Origin of the sequence: Bremerella sp. P1 (assembly GCF_028748185.1) — a bacterium.
GTDB lineage: Bacteria > Planctomycetota > Planctomycetia > Pirellulales > Pirellulaceae > Bremerella.
Map to the genome: position 1 here is coordinate 4276644 of NZ_CP118164.1, position 17582 is coordinate 4294225.

Sequence of the window (17582 nt, forward strand, 5' to 3'; positions counted from 1 at the left end):
CGATCCAAATGGCAATCGCTACGCTGAAGGAGGACACACGATAACCATTCAGCGAACGACGCCATGAATAACGCTCAAATCGCTGCCAAGTTTGAAACGTTGGCAGATCTTCTCGAATTCCAGGGAGCCAATAGCTTTCGCATCCGTGCCTATCGCAATGCGGCCCGCACGATTGAAAGCCTATCGCAGCAAATCAGCGATATTCTGGACGACTCTTCCCTGAAACTGACCGACCTCGAGGGCATCGGCAAGGATTTGGCGCAAAAGTGCCAGGTGTTAGTCGAGACAGGAAAATTGCCGCAACTGGAAGAACTTCAAAAGAAGATCCCTCCATCGGTGCTGGCCATGCTGCGCATCCCTGGACTGGGACCGAAGAAAGCCGCGGTGATCTACAAGGAGTTGGGAATCTCGACCCTAGATGATTTGAAGCAAGCTTGCCAGGATGAAAAAATTCGTGCTCTCAAAGGCTTCGGTGCGAAGACCGAGCAGACGATCTTAAGTGGCATCGATCTTGCTGCGACTGCCGAGCAGCGTATCTACTGGGCCAAGGCCGACAAGCTGGTGCAGCGTCTCCGAGAGCATTTCGAGGGGGTGAAGGGGGTTGAGAAACTCAGTTTTGCTGGCAGCTATCGACGTGGTAAGGAAACCGTCGGCGATATCGATATGTTGACCGTGGCCGAGTCTTCTACCGTAGCGATGGATCGCCTGGCCGAGTTTCCTGAAATGGAGGAAGTGATTGTCCGGGGCGATACCAAGATGTCGATTCGCCTGGAAAGCAACATGCAGATCGATCTGCGGGTGGTGCCTGCTAAGAGCTACGGTGCCGCGATGCAGTACTTCACGGGATCGAAGGAACACAACGTCAAAGTTCGCGGGATTGCCAAGCAAAGGGGCCTGAAGATTAATGAGTACGGCGTGTTTCGCGTCGATGACGATGGCAGCGAGACCTATGTCGCTGGGGAAACGGAAGAGGATGTGTATGCCGCGTTGGATCTGCCTTGTTTCCCACCAGAACTGCGAGAGAATCGCGATGAGTTCAAACTCGCCGAGACAGGCTTGCCAAAGCTGATCACCGTCGAAGATATCGTCGGAGATATGCACATGCATACCAATGCGACCGATGGCTTGAACACCCTAGAAGAGATGATCGAGGCAGCGATTGCGAAGGGGTATCAGTACATAGCGATCACCGATCACTCCAAGCGAGTCAGTATGGCCAATGGCCTGAATGCGGAGCGACTGCTGGATCAATGGAAGACGATCGACAAACTGCGGAAGAAGTACGACGGCAAGATTCAGATTCTCAAGGGTCTCGAATGCGATATTCTTGAGCAGGGTGGAATGGATCTGCCGGACGATGTGCTCGAACAAGGCGATTGGATCATTGCCAGCGTGCACTACGGTCAGAATCAGTCTAAGCAGCAAATCACAGATCGCATTGTGGGAGCACTGGAAAACCCCAATGTCTGCATCATCGCTCATCCGACAGGACGCCTGATCAACCGACGCGAACCGTACGAAGTCGATTTGGATACGGTGTTTCAGTGTGCTAAAGACAACAAGAAGTTCGTTGAACTTAACGCCAACCCAGCTCGGCTCGACTTGAACGATGTTTATTGCCACGCCGCGAAAGAGCAGGGCATTCCCATCGGCATCAACAGCGACGGGCACAAGATCGAAGGCCTCGACGTCATGCGTTACGGCATCAAGCAGGCACGCAGGGCTGGCTTGACCAAAGAGGATGTCGTCAACACACGACCTTGGGACGACATCCTGAAATTGCTTGGGCGAGCTTAGGCCATCGCTTCGCGAAGTGTCTCGATGAACTTGGGGCACTCTTCGCGAGGATTCTCGTTTTCTTCGTATTCCAAAACGACGAAGCCACGGTAGTTAGCTTCGCCCAGAATATCGAAGATGCGTTTGAAGTCGGTGGGGACTTTCTTCTTGTCAGGCCCCGAGACGACCACTTTGATTTGAGCATTGAGCGCGTAGGGAGCGATCTGGGCCAGCTCTCCGTAGATGTCGTCGCTGTGGAAATTCCCTGAGTCGAGGTTCACGCCGAACCAATCGCTTTCGACGTCGTGCACTAGCTTGAGCAAGCCTTCGGCGGTGGATGTTGGACCGCCGTGATTTTCCAGGGCCAGAAATACACCGTGCTCGCCAGCGTATTGGCACACTTCGTTTAAACCATCGACCATCAGGCGATGTGTTTCTTCGGTCGAGATGCCCTTCTTTTGATGTCCGGCAAATACGCGAATGACCGGAGCCCCGAGCTTGGCTGCGTTTTCGATCCAAGTCTTGGTGAGCTGAATCTGTTGGTCGCGCTGCTCACCAGGCGGATGTCCAAAGTCGTTGCCGATCGCTGTGCCGGAGACGCTGAGTCCTTGGCGAAACGCGTGCGACTTCAGGTCGTAGAGGTAACTCGCATCCAAGTCTTTGGGGAAGTAGTACGACGTCAGCTCGGTTCCATCCAACTGCATCTTGGCACAGTCATCGATGAAGGTCTTCAGCGTAACACCGGAGTTGGCGTCCTGCAGTAGTTTGCGATAACTGTAGGCAGCCAGGCTAAGTTTGAACTTGGGAGCACTGCGATCCGCGATCGGCTTTGCGGCATGCGAAGTTTCCGCCACGATGCCAGCTGCGGCGAGGCCAGCGGTCCCCATCATCCAGTTTCGACGAGTGAACTTTGGCGATGACTGCATCAGCAGGGCTCCTATCAGGCAGGTTCGTGGAGGGAAGGGAGGCTACGCCCCGGCCTTAACCGGTTCTGCGGCGGTGGTCTTTGATTCTTCAGATTGGGCTGAATTCTCAGAAGTGACTTCCAAGGCTTCCCAGGGGGCGAAAGCCAGGCTCAGTCCGATCATCAAGATAGCAAATTCCCAGTGCCCAGTAACGAGCCCCAGACCTACCCAGTGAAAAACAGCCAGTGCGACCAGCAGGGGCCGCCAGATGCGGAACCAAATTAGGAGTCCGAAGGCCAACTCAAAAAAGACAACAAGGTGCGTCCAGGCGAATACAATCAAACGAGATCCTTCCGATCCGCCCAGGAACGTCAGATCGATCAGGCGGTTATCGGGTTGGGCTATCAGCCACCACATCGCTTCGCCGTTCCACCAAACCGGATTGCCAAGCTTTGCGAAGGCCATCATCCAGTAGAACGCGACCACGTGGACTTGGATTAACCGAGTCGCCAAATGCGCGGTGAACGAAGCAGGCACTTCTTGTGTGTCTCCTTTACGACTTCTCAGCCATGCATCGACCGAGAAGTATGCCCCACACGGAGCCAGGCATAAGTAAATCATGACAGGGCAGAGCAGGGGCTCCAGGACTCCCATCAGCATCGGTGCTCGTTCGGCATACGAAAGCACAAACAAGGTCGCGATGACCGAAGTGATTCTCGTTTGGAACCCGACCGCGAAAAGCAGGATCGAAATCAAGCCAGCGGCATGAATCAGATACAACTGGGTCGAGGTGTGGGCGAGATAAAAGATCGACCAATAGAAGACCCGAGCCTGTGGATCGGACGCACCTGTCAATCGATAGGTACGATCGACCGGAAGTACTCCACCATCGGCAAACCAAATTGCCAATTCCGAGGTGAATGTCAGGGCATAAAGCAGCGCCACCACGCCAGCGACAATCCGGAGAATGCTAACCGTCTTGGGATTGTCCCGCTGGAACCAAAAGTGATTCCAACCGGAAGAGATGGCTTCGGTGAATTGATTGAAATAGGTACCAAGCACGCGCGGGATTCCTGTGTTACTCGACGGGGGCGACATGTTCGGTCGCCATTTCTTTAATGAGCTGGAACGATCCTTCCGGATCTACGAGTACGGTTGCTCGGTAGAGCTCGGTTTCGTAGGAAGGATCTCTTGGGTCGGCGGCAAACACCTGGCCGTCAATTTCCAGTTCCATGGGTTGCGGTCGTCGGCGAATGCAGCGGATCGATACTTTGTCGCTGCCAGTCGAGCGCAGGAAGTACTGACCGATCCCTTTGGTGATTTCTGCCGGTAGGGTGTCGTCGCTGATTTCAGCTTGCAAGGCGACAATCTTCGCGAGTCGCTGATAGCGATAGGGATCCCTTGGGCCTGACCCAAGCATTGGACCGGGAACCTCGTAGGTGTTGGTTTCACCTGACGGAGAATTCACTTCGACGCGAAAGAAATGCTCGTAGTCGGACGGGGTGCCGGTGTACATGCTGTAGGGTGAAGCCCGGACTTCCAGGTTCAAGGGTTCGGTATAGAGCTGAAACAGGTTCAGCAGCTTCTCGTGCAACATCGACGAGTAGCCACCTCCGAGTGAGCTTGACACGACAACCCAGAGACCAAACAAGTAGGCAAACAAGACCAGCGAAATCACGCTACGTGTGCCTGGACTGGCAATTTCCACGTCAGCCGGTTCGGTGGGAGGGGATTTTGACTTCGACATACAGAGACTCTTTAGCGAGACGTCAGGCAGGAATACCTATCGATTGTAATTGCCGGTTCGGGGAACGACGAACGATCTGGGAAAATTGCTTGCTTGGAGAACCTGGCAATTCAAATAAAAAGGCCCGGCCTTCTTGCGACAGAAGACCGGGCCTTTTAGTGGATTGTCTGAGGGAAGCGGGCAACAGGGCGAATCCCGCACTCCTTCAGGACCTTCTCTTGGTGACCGCAGGCCTGGTCACGCTAAGAGAAGAGAAGCCAAATTAGGCTTCTTCAGCTGCTGCTGGAGGAGCTGGTGGTGCTTCTTCCGATGGGGAAGCTTCGGTCGGAGCGGCAGGAGCAGCTTCGACTTCAGGAGCAGCACAAGTTGGCTCAGGAGCACAGCAGGTTGGCTCTGGAGCGCAGCAAGTTGGCTCAGGAGCACAGCAGGTTGGCTCTGGAGCACAGCAAGTTGGCTCTGGAGCACAGCAGCTACGGCGAGCCTTCAAGCGAGCGAACAGACCACCGCAATGCTTCTTGCGACCGCAGCAAGCAGGTTCAGGAGCACAGCAGGTAGGTTCAGGAGCACAGCAAGCTGGTTCCGGAGCACAGCAGGAAGGCTCTGGGGCACAGCAGGAAGCCTTGTGACGAGCGAACAGACCGCCACAGTGCTTACCACCAAAACAACCATGGCAACCGAAGGCAGCGTCAACTTGACGTTCGCCACCGATCAGGGCCATACCAACGACCGCGAAAAAGATCGCGATACCGAGAGTGAAAACACGATTCATTTGAGAATCCTCCAAACTTCACTTACCGAAGTGTAAGGGAGTAAAACACGAAGACGCCGTCCGACGTGATCCCCCGACCACGACGGCACAACGTCGGAGGACAATACCCGGCGACTTGTTAGGATCACCGGAAATCCCGCGAATCGACTCAGCTACCCTGTTGTGAAACTGTGGCGATTACGCGGAATTTATGCGTTACATAGCATAGGCCGTAAAATTACCAAGCCTGAGAGCCAAGTCAAGCAGTGCGACGGGAGTTTAGAGTATTTAGAGAAGATTTTCTAAATGCGTTGTAGATAGCTCAGTGAGCTGTGCTTGACCACATTATCATCACGGATATCCGTGTTCATGGGAATATACCCACGAAAAAAGCCTCGCATTAATGGAATGGAATCCATCACTACGAGGCTTAATGTTCGGATCTATGCCTGTATGGCCGGTTTAGCGGTTTAGACTCGACGAATGAGATGCCGGCATTACCTGTGGGCTTCCACCGACGGCGTTGCCACGTCGGGTCAATTCGAGCTCAGCACGCTGCTGTTGAGCCAGCATGTCCAGCGGATCTTCAAAATTCATAACCAGGGGAGCTTCGCCAGAAAATAATTCGGTAGCCATCCCTGCAACCGCCCATCCGGAGGGTTCTTTGCGGAGGATCCAGACGATCTCGTAGGTCTGGCGACGTCCGGCATCATCGACGTCGGTCCAATTGGACTCAACGTGGCAAATGTCATGGGTTTCGGTGGTGTAGATTGTTTGGCCCACGACGAACTTCGCGGTCTCGCTACCAGGGGGTCGGACGACCATATCGTGCTTGGCCGTTTCCGTACGTGCTTTGGAAGTTAGAAGCCGGCTTGTGGTGGCTGCATCGCCCTGACGCAGAGACACGAGAAACAATTCGATGACCGCCTTGGGATCCTGGGCAGCCTTCTGGACTTCGTCCTGGACAGCCTCAACAACGATTTCCTCGTTGTCTGGATCATTCTGAGCAGTGCTAGTTGGGTTATCGGACTGATTGCAACCGAAGAAGACGATCGCGATCAGCAACAGCCACGCGTGCTTGCTTCCCTGCATGACGCAATTTCCTTACGAGTAATACGTACCGAGCGATCCATTTGCCGCCCGGGCCAATCGAAGATTAGCAGGAAATCTCGCAAAACGTGCCGATAGTGTCAACGTCGATTTCGGGCCAATGTTTAGCCAGCACCCAAGCCGCGATCAAAGGCATCTTGCTCGCGAAGGTAAATGGCCAGGGTCGACTCGAACGTTTGACTGGAAATCTTGTAGCTCGGTTCCTGGTCGGTGTAGTTGTTACAGTGCGCAACTAACAGGCGATACAGGAACTTGAATAAATGGCGAGGAACGCGAAGCTGGCGAAAGGCTTCAAAGATGCGCTGCTTGGAAATGCTCTCATCGAACAAGTCCTGCACCGACGGAGCCTCGCCGTTGGAAACCGCTTGGATCCGGGCACTCGCCACGTCGTATAAAGCCTCGCTGGTCCATTGCAGAGAAGGAATCATGTTCTGCTTATCCAAGCGAGCCCGTTGGTAAAACTCTTTGTTTTCCCGCTCGATGAATTGCTGAAGTTCGATCGGCAGAAGCAGCTTTACGCCAAAGCCGGACTGCTTGAGGAACTTGTTATCGAGCATCGGCCACAAGAGAAGCTTCATCAACTCTGGCGAGCCGTTAATCAGGTGCGGTTCGTCAACGCGGTCGACGATCACGATGATGCCGGTGACGTCGAGCGATCGCAGGATGCCTGAGAACTTGTTCAGCATCGCGTAACGGTCATCCGTCCGAGGATGCATAGGCAGCGGCTGAGACGATAGATCGCTTATGGGGAATGTCATCAGCGTGCGAGCGAGCGGAATCCGCTCATGATTGCTGACCTTCACGTTGCGATAGATCCGGTGGGCTTTCCAGGTTGCCCGCAACGCCTTAATCATCCACGGCATCCAGCCGGCGATGAAGGTAATCAGATAGACCCACCAAGGGAAATAGGGTGACTTTGTACTGATCATCAACGAGGTGAAAACCGCAATCACGCCAATCGTAACGGCGATTCCCAGCGAAAACGCAGCCCACGACTGGAGTGACCAAAAGCCTAGTTTCTTCCGCAGGGCAGACCAGCGTGTCTTGAACGTTTCGGTCGTGGATTCGTCGTAGCAGGCAGCCAATAGCAACAGGTCGCGGGCCTGGTTTTGGTCGAGCTTGGCGACACTTGCATCGTTGATATCACAGCCCGGCGTGGCCATGCTGTTGCGCGTGCCCAGGATTCGATCGATCAGGCTGGTCACGCCGATCATCAAGATGGCGTCCATGTGATCCCACAGCATCCATCGCTTGAGTGTTCGGTCCGGCCGGCGGCTTCGACCGATCTGATGTTCGCGGAAGCGATCGAGGTAAGGATTGAAGTCGTCGTATTCAATCACATAGATCTGCTGCGTGGGATTCTCGCGATTGTAGCGGGCAATATGATCGACGATCTGCAGCCGCATGGCCGTCTTACCGGCACCCTTTTCGCCAAACACGATCGACGTCGAGGGGTCCTGGGGATCGCCATACACCTTCTGCCAGGAAGGGTGATAGGTGGTATCGATGCAGCCACTTTTGAAAACGGTATCGGTTTGGGCGTCTTCGACGGCGAAGGGATTCGACTGAATACCGTAGTGTTCCAGGAACTGATGGATCTTCATGGATGTCTGCGTCGGGGAGAAGTAATCGACAAATTCGTTAACACCGACGAAATCCCAACAATCGGTCGGGTTTCCGCCTTGTACTTCAACACTAATATAGCCCTGGCTCCGGCTTGGGACGATTGGGGCCAGGAATTACCGAAGCGTCGCGCACGAGAATTGTGAACACGGCATGAAAAAAGGAGGCGAACGGATCGAATCGCCTCCTTTAATACAGCTTCTAGGGTATCGAGCAGGTTTATTTAACCTTCAGGCTCTTTACCATTGCGTCGAACTTTTCCTTGTTCTCATCGATGGTCTTGGATGGACCGTAGAACTTCAGGAAGTAGTTGCCGAGCTTCTCGGTCGTGATGATGGCCGCCAGCATGGTGTAGCCTTCTTTGACTTCAGCCGGAGCGAACGGGCCACGCTGATCTTTGAAGTCGCCTACCAGCTCAACCAGGTGAACTTTCTGCTCGGCGATGGTCTCTTCTTTGACGACGGCATCTTTGGTCATCTTGACGAATTGACCCTTCCAGCGATCGATGTTGGCTTCGATGCTACCGCCGGCTCCCATCAGGGTAACGCGACCGTCAGTTCCATCTCCCTTGACGGCAGGGACTTCCATTTCGACGTCGATAATTCCAACGCGGGGTTTCACGGACTTCCAGCCTTCTGGCTTGGTCATCTCGAGGTGGCCGTCACCAAAAGCAATTTGTTCGGCTGGCTTCTTAGCTTCATCTGCCATTGCCGTAACCGCGGTCAACAGAATCAGAACCAGACAAACCGGCGAAATACGTTTCATCACGCTATAGCTCCAAAAATGGGGGCGAATTTCGATGCGAGGGTACGTGTAATGATATCCCTAAAGTTGAGTCAATTCATCCATCTTGCCCGTGTGAAAGGACAAGACTGGTGAATTTTACGTCGATTCTTGGGCTGTGGTTCGGCAATACCGCGTCATGCCACGATCCTGGCGAGTTGGCTTACCGCAAAAGTGACTTGCGTTATCATAAACGGAATAGGTGGTACGGTCGTAACAGGCTGTCTTGAAAAGGTGCGAGAAACTCACATGGCAAAGTCGCAGAAGTCGGACAGTTCCGACGATTCCCAGCAGGAAGAAGGATCGGGACCGCTCGAGATCGTCATCTCCGGCGAGTTTGGCGAGTCGTGTACGGAAATCTACGAGAAAATCCTGGAAGTTCCCCTGGAGGGAGAGTGCACCCTCTATTTCGACTCCCCAGGCGGTAGTTCCTACGCGGCGATTGGTTTGGTGAGTCTTCTCCGAATTCGGAAGATTCAAGCGACCGGCATTGTCATTGGCGAATGCTCGTCAGCGGCCATCTGGCCGTTTGCCGCTTGCAAGAAACGCTACGTGACGCCCTGGAGTGTTCTCTTGTTCCATCCCATGCGATGGCAGAGTGACGAGAATATCCCGGTCACCGAGGCTGCGGAGTGGGTTCGCCATTACCATCACTTGAATTCAGAAATGGACTCGCTGCTGGCAAGTCTATTCAAGACAAAGACCGAGTTGGTCGCCCAGTGGACGCACCCAGGCCGGTTCGTAACCGGGACGGAACTCGCCGAAACGGGGCTAGCCGAGCTAATCGAGCTTTTCTGATCACCGCGACCGCAGGTAGGATACGGCTTGCCAATCGATAGCGCCAGATCCCCGGAAGCGTCCCTCATGCACCGATTCTATTCCCCCTACATTTTGCTACTTGCGGTTGTCGCGCTCGGTGGATGCGGACAAGGTTCGTCCGCTGACCCGTATGGGGAAGGGGCGACGCCGGCTGATTTCAGTCAGTTGAAACTTTCGCAGACGGTAAACGATCCTCGTGTTAAGAACGAATTGGATCGCCTTGAGGCGGAGAATTCGCTTCCCACGCAAATCGCCGACTCGTATCGCAGTCAAACCGATCCGACCACCGAGGATCCGATCTTCAATTTCCTGCGTGGTACCGACGCGAGAACGGTGGAAGATGCCCTGACCGATAGCGGCCATTGGTGGAACCCGAAGTCGCCTGGGCGAGACCTGCTGGTTTCCGCGCAAGGTCAGGACTTTCTCGCCGCGTGGGATGCGCAGCGAAAAGCAGGACGCAATGTTCTGCTTCAACCAAAAGCACGCTTTCCGGTCGATCTGGAGTCAGGCATCCTGGCCGATCCCAGCTGGACATCCACCATCCACTGCCTGGCACGTGCCGAGCTGTTGGAAGCGGCCAATCAAGCAAGCCAGAATAACATGAGCGAAGCGATGACTGCGGCGGCCTATGCTCTGGCCTACGCGGATCAATTGAACCAGGTACCGACCTTGCCGGCACGTAATAGCGCTGCCGCGATTCGGGAAGAAACACTGGTTACCTTGCGGTCTCTCTTACGTCATCCACAGTTTTCTGCCGGGCAGCTGCGAACGTTGGAAACGGTACTCAAGCAGACGATGCAGCGATGGCCGAGCGATACCGAACTGTGGAAAGCAGACCGGGCCACTGGGTTGCATTTTCTGGAAATGATTCGGGCGGGGCTTCTAGCGTCACTGCTAACACGAGAAGAGTATGATGCGATGATGGCCAGTGGCGAGTTCGCGAAGCTTGCCAGCTCAATTTCCCGCAACTTGACGACCGATCAAGCATTCTACCTGGACGCGATGAAAGACATCGTCGCGGCTGCCGACAAGCCGTACTACCAGCGCGTGGCCGGACTGGCCGCTATTTCTGATGCATTGAATCTGGCTCAGACGACCGACAAGTATCCGACGGTTTCCGGTGACTTTTTGCTCAGCGGCATGCACGCACAGCAGGCCAGTCTGTCGAAAGATAAATCGCGAATGACGATCTGGTTGGCCGCCGTGCAAGCGGCCAATGGGCACCCACCTGAGCCGATGCCCATCATCGACTTCTCTGGCCGGCCTGCCGAAATCAGAGACGAGCCAGGCCAAATCGTTGCCAGCTTCGAGGGAATCCCAGGGGACATACCGAACCTGGTCATTCCCAAGTTCGAGACGAACTAGCGGTAACTTTCGTGGCACAGCGTACACGACTGACCAACTTCGCCGGCTGCGGCACGGGCAGCATCGGCGTTGTTTTCCTTCACCGCTTTCACGACTTTTAACGCCGCATCCTGCATTTGTTGGCAGTAGGTGACGTAGTCATCGTCGTCGTAGTACTCGAAGCCTTCTTTCTGCATCGCATGACCGATCGCCGCGATGATTTCAGCTTCGTGCAGAACGTCTTCCAGATTGTCGTTAAACTCCGACGCACTCGCCGTGTTGGGTTTGAGACGCTTTTGGTAGGCGATTTCAAGACGCTGCATCAGAGGCGGACGATCGGCAATGGCATCCCAGGTGGCCTTCGGATCGGCTTCACGGACATCAAGCGATCCACCACGAACGAGTTGTTCGAGGTCCTCGGCTCGTAGTTTGGCTTCTTTGAACGAGTTATCGGTACCCACTTTGGAATTGAAGCCAGCGCGGGCAAAGCCATCGCGTGCAGTCAGGGCAAATTCCTTCCAGCGAACGTCACCGTCATGTTCGGCGATGATCTCAAAGAGCATGGCCAGCTCGGTAAAGTCCCGTCGAGCTTCTTCAAATCCACCCCCGTTAAACTTCCGAACGTTCTGCACGGTTTCTATCAACTGGTTGTTCAGACGCTTCACCTCGTCTTGAATGGTGGATGGCGAGATGATGTCGGCCCATTCGCCGGCGTTCCCACCACCCGTCGCGCCTGGCGATTGCATGCCGCCGCTGCCAGGAGAACCAGGTGCCATGGCCGGGGCCTGGCGGTTCTCACTGAGGATCTCAGGACGTTCTCCCTGCAGAGCTTCCGCAAAGACATCTTTGAAGAAGATGATGCTGGTCGTTGTATTATTGAATTCCGGAGCCTTGGCGCGGCGTTCTGTTTGCTGGGCATGCAGCGATGAGTTGCTTGCGAGCGTAGCAATGATTCCGACGGCAAGGGCGAGACCGAATTGACGCATAGATGTTGCCTCCTGGGGACGAGCGTTCACAATTAGTATAACCCTGAACTCGATTTAGGGACAGAATTTCGATTTCCAGAGTCTGCTACCCCCGAAAACCAGGACAAGTCGTGACGCCTGAAGAGGAAAGACTGGCCAGCCGCCGCAGTTTTTTGCGGGGAAAAGTCCGTTCTGAAGAAGAAACCAGCTCAGAAGAAGCCACTGAGACGGGGGGGCTTTCTGCCTCTTCAACGGCCCCTGGGGTCTACCTGATTGAGCTGTCCCGGAAAGCGATGGCCTGCCAGTTTGAGGTCTATTTGAATGCCCTTGGCCCTGGCACGGAAACCGAAGCCGGCGTCGCGGCGTTGGACCTTGTGACTGAGCTCGAGCAGCAGCTTTCTGCTTATCGCTACGACAGCGAGATCTGCATGTTGGGAGCGACTGCCTATCTGCGACCCCAGGTTGTCGAACCACGGCTATTTGAGCTATTAAAACTCGCGGTCCAACTCCATCGAGACACGCATGGTGCGTTTGATATTACCGCGGGGCCAATGATCAAGGCGTGGGGCTTCTTCGATCGAGAAGGAAAGGTGCCTGACGAGACCGACTTAGCTGAGGCGATGAACCTGGTTGGTAGCAATCAGCTAACGCTCGATGAAGAGCAGCGAACCATCTTCTTCGCGAAAGAAGGAGTCGAACTTAACCTGGGAAGTATCGGAAAGGGTTACGCCCTGGATCGCTGCAAAGAGTTACTCATCGAAGCTGGCGTAGAAGACTTCTTAGTCCATGGTGGCACCAGCAGCGTGCTGGCCCAGGGAGTACGTCGCGATGGCACCGATCGCGATGGCTGGGAGGTCGGTGTTCCTCATCCACTGCGACCGGATCGCAGGATTGGGACGGTCCATCTAAACGGTGAGGCACTCGGGACATCCGGTGCCGCGTTTCAGGCGTTCTTCCATGAAGGGAAGAAGTACGGACATGTGTTGGATCCCCGTTCAGGCCAGCCAGCGACTTCTGTGCTGTCAGCAACGGTCATTGCCCCGACAGCTGCCTTGGCCGATGCATTAGCGACGGCTTGTTATGTCATGGGGCCGGAAGAGACGGAAGCACTACTTCCCAAGTATCCGGATGTGTCCGTCTTGCTCGTACAAGAAGGCCGACGCCGTGGCAGTGTCGAGACGATCATGCTGGGCGGGATGGACCAGCGACTGGTTCTCGCTCCGACGTCCTAGTGACTCGGAGCTAATCCCACCACCAGCTATGATGCTTGAGGGTCTCGGGAGAATTGCTCGCAGCACGGTCGGCAGTCATCAGCCCGTACTCGTCGACGGAGATTTTGTCTTCGGTGAGCATAGACGAAGGATCGAAGTTAACACCGCCACTGACGCCGGCGATAATGTGCTTCTTGTCGATGACTCGCATGTTCATGATCGTATCGACAACCGTCGGGGCCGAACCGGTAGTGACCTGGTAACCCCCTTTGGGGCCAAAGTGGGTCATGTTCCAATCGACTTGGTCGGCCAATCGCTCGTTTTCGATCAGCGAACAAACCATCGCGAGATCAAAGATGTTCTTGAGCTCGGCGTAGATCGGATACTTCACGGCGAGCGCGGCGTAGTGCGTCGAAAAGTTACGCGCGAACGTGGCATTCAGGGCCGTGCTGGTGTTGGTGTGAATCCGTTGGCCTTGAGCGTCGAGATGCTCGTTCTCGCTCAATACCTTCACGCCAGGACCTTGCAGAGCGAATGCATCTCGCTTCTCGGTGACGCTGATGTTGCGGTAATCAAGCGTGAACCACCATCGCAAGACATCCATCGGCGGAGCGCTTCCGCCTGGGGGAATCGTGACCATCTCGAGATAGCTGGGAACACCGGCGGTTCCGTCTTCCAGTCCCATGCCGATCCGTTTCATGTGATAGTCGGCTTCGACGATGATCTGTCCGACTCGCGTGTCGGGGCTCACGCCGTGCACGGTAATGTCCTGTTTACCGACGGCCGTTCGCAGGCCTTCCAGCCATTGATCTCGTTGCCGAGGATAAAGCGGTTTGCCAGACGTCGCGTTGAGGTACTCTTGGGCACTCTTCAAGCCGTTTTGCGTTGGTGTGATCGCACATCCAAACTTGCCATGCTCCTGCATCGCATTGCGGAGCAAAACCACCATGTCATCAAGCTGCAGGACCGGCCGCCCCGTCGCAACATTCACATGGCGACCTTCGGCGTTGGCGTGCCAGGGGCCTGCGGGACCAGCAATCACGATTTCGCCCGTTTCCGGGTAGACGAACAAATACTTGACGTCGTAGATTCCAGCCATGTTAAGCATAGTATCTGTGGGGTCGCGGCCGAGTGTCGAACGAAGTTGAGCTTCCTTTTCCAGCCGCGTTAGCGATACCTTCCGCAGTACTGACTGCGTGGAAACGTCTTGATTCATCGTGACGATCTTCGACGAATGATGAATCTCGGAGAGAAGCGAATCGTTGGAAAGCTTCGTGACTCGCTGCAAGGTACCTTCCGAGTCGACGTAGACGCCGGTCGGGAAGGGGGCGATCGAGCCGGGGCCACCCAGTTCTTCCCAGCTTTCAGGCTCAACAGTTGTTGTGATCAGATCGATTAATTGATCGAAGTCAGGCGTGACACCGCCACCGCGGGCCACAGGGGCTTTGCTGCGACTGGCCGATGCTTCCGCAAGAACATCCGAACGATTCACGTCGCTTTCGATGTAAGAGGCCGTTTCGACGGCAGCATGAATCAGGCCGGCCTTCATCTGCATGCGAGCAATCGACGAGTGGGCCTCGTCACGCATTGCCGGATCTTCAACGTTGGCAATTTCCTCAAAGGCCCGCGTGAATTCCCCCACGCGGCTAAAAGATTGGACCTTGCCCAATGCCGTCTTGGATTTGGAGTCTTCCTCACCAAACGCCGTCTGGCTGAAGGAAGCATGTATCGACAGAGCAAGAATCAGACTTGCCACCATCCCCGCCCGGATAAGTTTGAGCACGGGAAAGTTCTCCAGATTAGTGACTTCTCTATGTTCCGAAAGAGATCGTTAGAATCTCTTCTTTTGGGGGTTTCGTCAAGCAAATAACCTGCTTAGAAGTCTATTTCTGGCCATTTAGGTGGTTTTCATTCACCCAAGAAATAAAAACAGCCAGAGCGTCCCGCAGAACAATCTCTGGCCGTTTTCTTATTTCAGTCGAAGCGACCAAGCGTCGCTTCCTGAGCGACTAGCCGCAGCAGGTCGGTTCAGGAGCACAGCAAGTCGGTTCTGGTGCACAGCACGATGGCTCTGGTGCACAGCACTTTGGCTTGCAGCAGCTACGCAGCTTGTGCTTCAGGTGCGAGAACAGGCCGCACTTCTTGGCACAAGGATCGCAGCAGGATGGCTCTGGAGCACAGCAGGTTGGCTCTGGAGCGCAGCAAGTGGGTTCCGGAGCACAGCAGGTTGGCTCTGGAGCGCAGCAAGTTGGCTCTGGAGCACAGCACGAAGGCTTGCAGCAGCTACGAAGCTTGTGCTTCAGCTTCGAGAACAGGCTGCACTTGTGACCGCAAGGATCACAGCAGGATGGCTCTGGAGCACAGCAGGTCGGCTCGGGAGCACAACAGGAAGGTTCAGGTGCACAGCCACAACCGTGCGAATGGAAGCCGAACATACCGGCTTGGGCGGTGGAGGCAGCGGCGAAGATCATACCGACAACCAACAACGCAGGGAAAGCAAAACGGGCATTCATCGAGAGGACTCCAACTTGACTCATTTACCACCAGAAAAAACAAACTCTTGCGGGCTAATCCCGAGATCGCACCGGGAAAACAAAACCCAGTGCTAGCGACCATCCACGCAAGTAACTTTCCTTGGTTAGGAACTATCAATCGCTATCGACACCCTAAAACGGAACCCTCTAGCAAAATGCCTAAATTGTGTAGTCGTACTAAATTCTCAGGTCAGGTCGTAACGAATGGTATGGCTGTGCTATCACTTTTGCCTCGTGACCCCGTAATTTGGCCACTCTGTCACTCCCAAACGCCGGTTCGAAACCCACGGTTTGTTAGAGGCAGTTCCATTTGTCTCGCTAATTCAAAGTGAATACGCATCCGCTTTCACCGTTCGTAGGGGCAATTGATATGACAGTGGCGAACCAACAGCAGCTGATCTATTCAGAGTTTGGCAATGATGAAGATCTGGGCGAACTCGTGGAAATGTTCGTCGACGAGATTCCCAACCGTGTTCAAAGCATGCTGGACGCTGCCGAGACGTCCAATTGGGAAGAACTCGGTCGCGTCGCCCACCAGATGAAGGGGGCTGCCGGTAGCTACGGCTTTGGCGAGGTAACGGCGATTGCTGCCGTTCTGGAAAATGCCTGCCGCGAAAGTGCCCCGGCCGAATCGATTCAACGCGGTCTGCAAGACCTGGTCAGCATGTGTCTTCGCATGCGTGCTGGTACGCCTGACTAGACGGCGTCCCGTTGACCATGCGGCAAGCGAAGTCCTATGATTCGGGGACTGAATTCAAGTTTCCCGAATCATTAGGGTATCAATGCCCCTCTCGACTCCGTTTGGCGACAACGCAACTTCGCAGTGCGAAATAGCTGCTCAGCATCTCCTGGCAAATCTTCAATCCGATGCTCTGCCGGCGTCTGATCTTGCTGAGACCGTCGCTGGTGCGCTGAGCCATCCCGAAGGCTTTCCGGACCTGGCCGATGCTTCTGTTCCAGGCGACATCATCCTGTTTGCCTTTGGCAAAGAGGTGACCGACGTCGAAGAGGTTGCCCGCGGCGTGATTCACTATGCCCAACAAGCAAACCTGGCGGATCGCCAGTTTCAGTTTCTCTTGCCGTCCGACGCGCCGGCACCTGTGGTCGAGTCGTTGAAGCAGGTGGTTGCTCCCCTGGGCGATTCGGTCGAAGTGTTGGTGCATCAGCCGCACGACCAGAAGGCCAATTCGTTTCTCACCTCAACCCAAGAGAATCGAGCCATCATCCTGAATCGCCATTTGTGCGATGCCGACGTGGTTGTTCCGGTTGGTGTGGCTCGCAGGGAAGGGGGCTTCAACACGTTTGGAGCGTTCTCGTCGCTCTACCCAGCGTACTCCGATATCGATTCGCAGAAACGCTGGAATTCGCCGTTGTTCGTCACACGGCCCCAACGTCGCAAACGCCGCACGGCCGAGATCGAAGAGATTCGCCAGCTTTTGGGGATCGCCGTCAATTGTCTTCTACTGCCTGCTCGAGGTGGCGGCTACTCGCACGCTATATATGGCGAGGCATCGCAAGTTCAGGCATTAGCCGGCCAGCAACTGGCTGAGCATTGGCAGCCGAGCGTTTCGAATTTGGCCGGAGCCGTGATTGCCTTGGTGACCGGTGGTCAGCTTGGCCAGACGTGGGAAAACGCGGCCAAGGCGCTTGCGAATGTGGAAGATCTTGTTCGGCCAGGCGGTGCCATCATCCTGGCAACCGAGATTCGCCAGCGACCTGGCCTGGCGATGGCGCAAATGGCCGAGTCGCTGGAATTCACCGACTTTGAGTCGCTCATGCGAAAGTCTCGCAGCGAAGATGCAGCTATCGCCCTGCAATTCGCGAAGACGTTATCGCAGTGCAAAATCTACTTCCGCAGTGCCTTGTCTGAGGACATTCTCGATCAACTTGATCTGATTCCGGTTGAGTCAGACGAGGAGTGTCGGAAGATCTGCGAACACTATCAAGACGTGGTGGTCGTGCACGATGCCCAATCCATGTCGCTTCGCCTGGCCGAGTCTGGCCTGCCATCGTAACT

The 17582-nt window shown here is 55.0% G+C and carries 16 protein-coding genes; 6 read left to right on the plus strand and 10 right to left on the minus strand.

Features of this window, described 5'->3' with window-relative positions; translation table 11 throughout:
- Window positions 1-63 precede the first annotated feature (63 nt).
- Window positions 64-1797: a DNA polymerase/3'-5' exonuclease PolX gene (gene polX, locus PSR63_RS17970; protein ID WP_274327055.1), complete on the plus strand. Its 1734-nt coding sequence runs from the start codon at window positions 64-66 to the stop codon at window positions 1795-1797.
- Here the strand turns inward: polX and PSR63_RS17975 are convergent.
- From PSR63_RS17975 to PSR63_RS18005, 7 genes are all read right to left on the minus strand, one after another.
- The gene (locus tag PSR63_RS17975) at window positions 1794-2702 is read right to left on the minus strand and encodes a sugar phosphate isomerase/epimerase family protein (RefSeq protein WP_274327056.1); all 909 of its coding nucleotides are present in this window, start codon (window positions 2700-2702) and stop codon (window positions 1794-1796) included. The genes polX and PSR63_RS17975 overlap by 4 nt on opposite strands.
- Window positions 2703-2744: 42 nt before the next feature.
- On the minus strand, window positions 2745-3743 hold the full coding sequence (locus PSR63_RS17980; protein ID WP_274327057.1) for a hypothetical protein: 999 nt from the start codon (window positions 3741-3743) through the stop codon (window positions 2745-2747).
- A 16-nt stretch (window positions 3744-3759) separates the two neighbouring features.
- Window positions 3760-4428, minus strand: a complete 669-nt coding sequence (locus PSR63_RS17985; protein ID WP_274327058.1) for a hypothetical protein — start codon at window positions 4426-4428, stop codon at window positions 3760-3762.
- Window positions 4429-4690: 262 nt separating this feature from the next.
- Complete coding sequence (locus tag PSR63_RS17990; protein ID WP_274327059.1) at window positions 4691-5197, minus strand: hypothetical protein; 507 nt, start codon at window positions 5195-5197, stop codon at window positions 4691-4693.
- A 441-nt stretch (window positions 5198-5638) separates the two neighbouring features.
- Window positions 5639-6268 (minus strand): hypothetical protein, encoded by a 630-nt coding sequence (locus tag PSR63_RS17995; protein WP_274327060.1) that lies wholly within the window; start codon window positions 6266-6268, stop codon window positions 5639-5641.
- Window positions 6269-6390: 122 nt separating this feature from the next.
- Complete coding sequence (locus PSR63_RS18000; protein WP_274327061.1) at window positions 6391-7890, minus strand: hypothetical protein; 1500 nt, start codon at window positions 7888-7890, stop codon at window positions 6391-6393.
- Window positions 7891-8128: 238 nt separating this feature from the next.
- Complete coding sequence (locus tag PSR63_RS18005; protein WP_274327062.1) at window positions 8129-8674, minus strand: hypothetical protein; 546 nt, start codon at window positions 8672-8674, stop codon at window positions 8129-8131.
- A 267-nt stretch (window positions 8675-8941) separates the two neighbouring features.
- On the opposite strand from PSR63_RS18005, the gene PSR63_RS18010 reads away from it, so the two are divergent.
- Together PSR63_RS18010 and PSR63_RS18015 are read left to right on the plus strand one after the other, a co-directional pair.
- Entirely contained in the window at window positions 8942-9490 is a 549-nt protein-coding gene (locus PSR63_RS18010) for an ATP-dependent Clp protease proteolytic subunit (protein ID WP_274327063.1), read from the plus strand.
- Between the two features lie 66 nt (window positions 9491-9556).
- Window positions 9557-10876: a hypothetical protein gene (locus PSR63_RS18015; protein ID WP_274327064.1), complete on the plus strand. Its 1320-nt coding sequence runs from the start codon at window positions 9557-9559 to the stop codon at window positions 10874-10876.
- Here PSR63_RS18015 and PSR63_RS18020 read toward each other — a convergent pair.
- Entirely contained in the window at window positions 10873-11841 is a 969-nt protein-coding gene (locus tag PSR63_RS18020; protein WP_274327065.1) for a cytochrome c, read from the minus strand. The two genes, PSR63_RS18015 and PSR63_RS18020, sit on opposite strands and share 4 nt — an antisense overlap.
- 272 nt (window positions 11842-12113) lie before the next feature.
- On the opposite strand from PSR63_RS18020, the gene PSR63_RS18025 reads away from it, so the two are divergent.
- The gene (locus PSR63_RS18025) at window positions 12114-13052 is read left to right on the plus strand and encodes an FAD:protein FMN transferase (protein WP_274327066.1); all 939 of its coding nucleotides are present in this window, start codon (window positions 12114-12116) and stop codon (window positions 13050-13052) included.
- A 10-nt stretch (window positions 13053-13062) separates the two neighbouring features.
- On the opposite strand, the gene PSR63_RS18030 is transcribed toward PSR63_RS18025, so the two are convergent.
- Together PSR63_RS18030 and PSR63_RS18035 are read right to left on the minus strand one after the other, a co-directional pair.
- Window positions 13063-14814 (minus strand): DUF1598 domain-containing protein, encoded by a 1752-nt coding sequence (locus PSR63_RS18030; RefSeq protein ID WP_274327067.1) that lies wholly within the window; start codon window positions 14812-14814, stop codon window positions 13063-13065.
- A 226-nt stretch (window positions 14815-15040) separates the two neighbouring features.
- Window positions 15041-15544 carry a hypothetical protein gene (locus PSR63_RS18035; protein WP_274327068.1) on the minus strand — a complete coding sequence of 168 codons (504 nt, stop codon included), beginning with the start codon at window positions 15542-15544 and terminating at the stop codon, window positions 15041-15043.
- 391 nt (window positions 15545-15935) lie between these two features.
- On the opposite strand from PSR63_RS18035, the gene PSR63_RS18040 reads away from it, so the two are divergent.
- Both PSR63_RS18040 and PSR63_RS18045 read left to right on the plus strand, forming a co-directional pair.
- On the plus strand, window positions 15936-16265 hold the full coding sequence (locus PSR63_RS18040; RefSeq protein ID WP_274327069.1) for an Hpt domain-containing protein: 330 nt from the start codon (window positions 15936-15938) through the stop codon (window positions 16263-16265).
- 82 nt (window positions 16266-16347) lie between these two features.
- Window positions 16348-17580 (plus strand): hypothetical protein, encoded by a 1233-nt coding sequence (locus tag PSR63_RS18045; protein WP_274327070.1) that lies wholly within the window; start codon window positions 16348-16350, stop codon window positions 17578-17580.
- The last annotated feature ends 2 nt before the right edge of the window (window positions 17581-17582 follow it).

Excerpts from the sequence above, each read along its gene's own strand:
- polX (WP_274327055.1), top strand. The coding sequence starts at position 64 with ATGAATAACGCTCAAATCGCTGCCAAGTTTGAAACGTTGGCAGATCTT.
- PSR63_RS17975 (WP_274327056.1), bottom strand. The coding sequence starts at position 2,702 with ATGCAGTCATCGCCAAAGTTCACTCGTCGAAACTGGATGATGGGGACC.
- PSR63_RS17985 (WP_274327058.1), bottom strand. The coding sequence starts at position 4,428 with ATGTCGAAGTCAAAATCCCCTCCCACCGAACCGGCTGACGTGGAAATT.
- PSR63_RS17990 (WP_274327059.1), bottom strand. The coding sequence starts at position 5,197 with ATGAATCGTGTTTTCACTCTCGGTATCGCGATCTTTTTCGCGGTCGTT.
- PSR63_RS17995 (WP_274327060.1), bottom strand. The coding sequence starts at position 6,268 with ATGCAGGGAAGCAAGCACGCGTGGCTGTTGCTGATCGCGATCGTCTTC.
- PSR63_RS18000 (WP_274327061.1), bottom strand. The coding sequence starts at position 7,890 with ATGAAGATCCATCAGTTCCTGGAACACTACGGTATTCAGTCGAATCCC.
- PSR63_RS18005 (WP_274327062.1), bottom strand. The coding sequence starts at position 8,674 with ATGAAACGTATTTCGCCGGTTTGTCTGGTTCTGATTCTGTTGACCGCG.
- PSR63_RS18010 (WP_274327063.1), top strand. The coding sequence starts at position 8,942 with ATGGCAAAGTCGCAGAAGTCGGACAGTTCCGACGATTCCCAGCAGGAA.
- PSR63_RS18015 (WP_274327064.1), top strand. The coding sequence starts at position 9,557 with ATGCACCGATTCTATTCCCCCTACATTTTGCTACTTGCGGTTGTCGCG.
- PSR63_RS18020 (WP_274327065.1), bottom strand. The coding sequence starts at position 11,841 with ATGCGTCAATTCGGTCTCGCCCTTGCCGTCGGAATCATTGCTACGCTC.
- PSR63_RS18025 (WP_274327066.1), top strand. The coding sequence starts at position 12,114 with ATGGCCTGCCAGTTTGAGGTCTATTTGAATGCCCTTGGCCCTGGCACG.
- PSR63_RS18035 (WP_274327068.1), bottom strand. The coding sequence starts at position 15,544 with ATGAATGCCCGTTTTGCTTTCCCTGCGTTGTTGGTTGTCGGTATGATC.
- PSR63_RS18040 (WP_274327069.1), top strand. The coding sequence starts at position 15,936 with ATGACAGTGGCGAACCAACAGCAGCTGATCTATTCAGAGTTTGGCAAT.
- PSR63_RS18045 (WP_274327070.1), top strand. The coding sequence starts at position 16,348 with ATGCCCCTCTCGACTCCGTTTGGCGACAACGCAACTTCGCAGTGCGAA.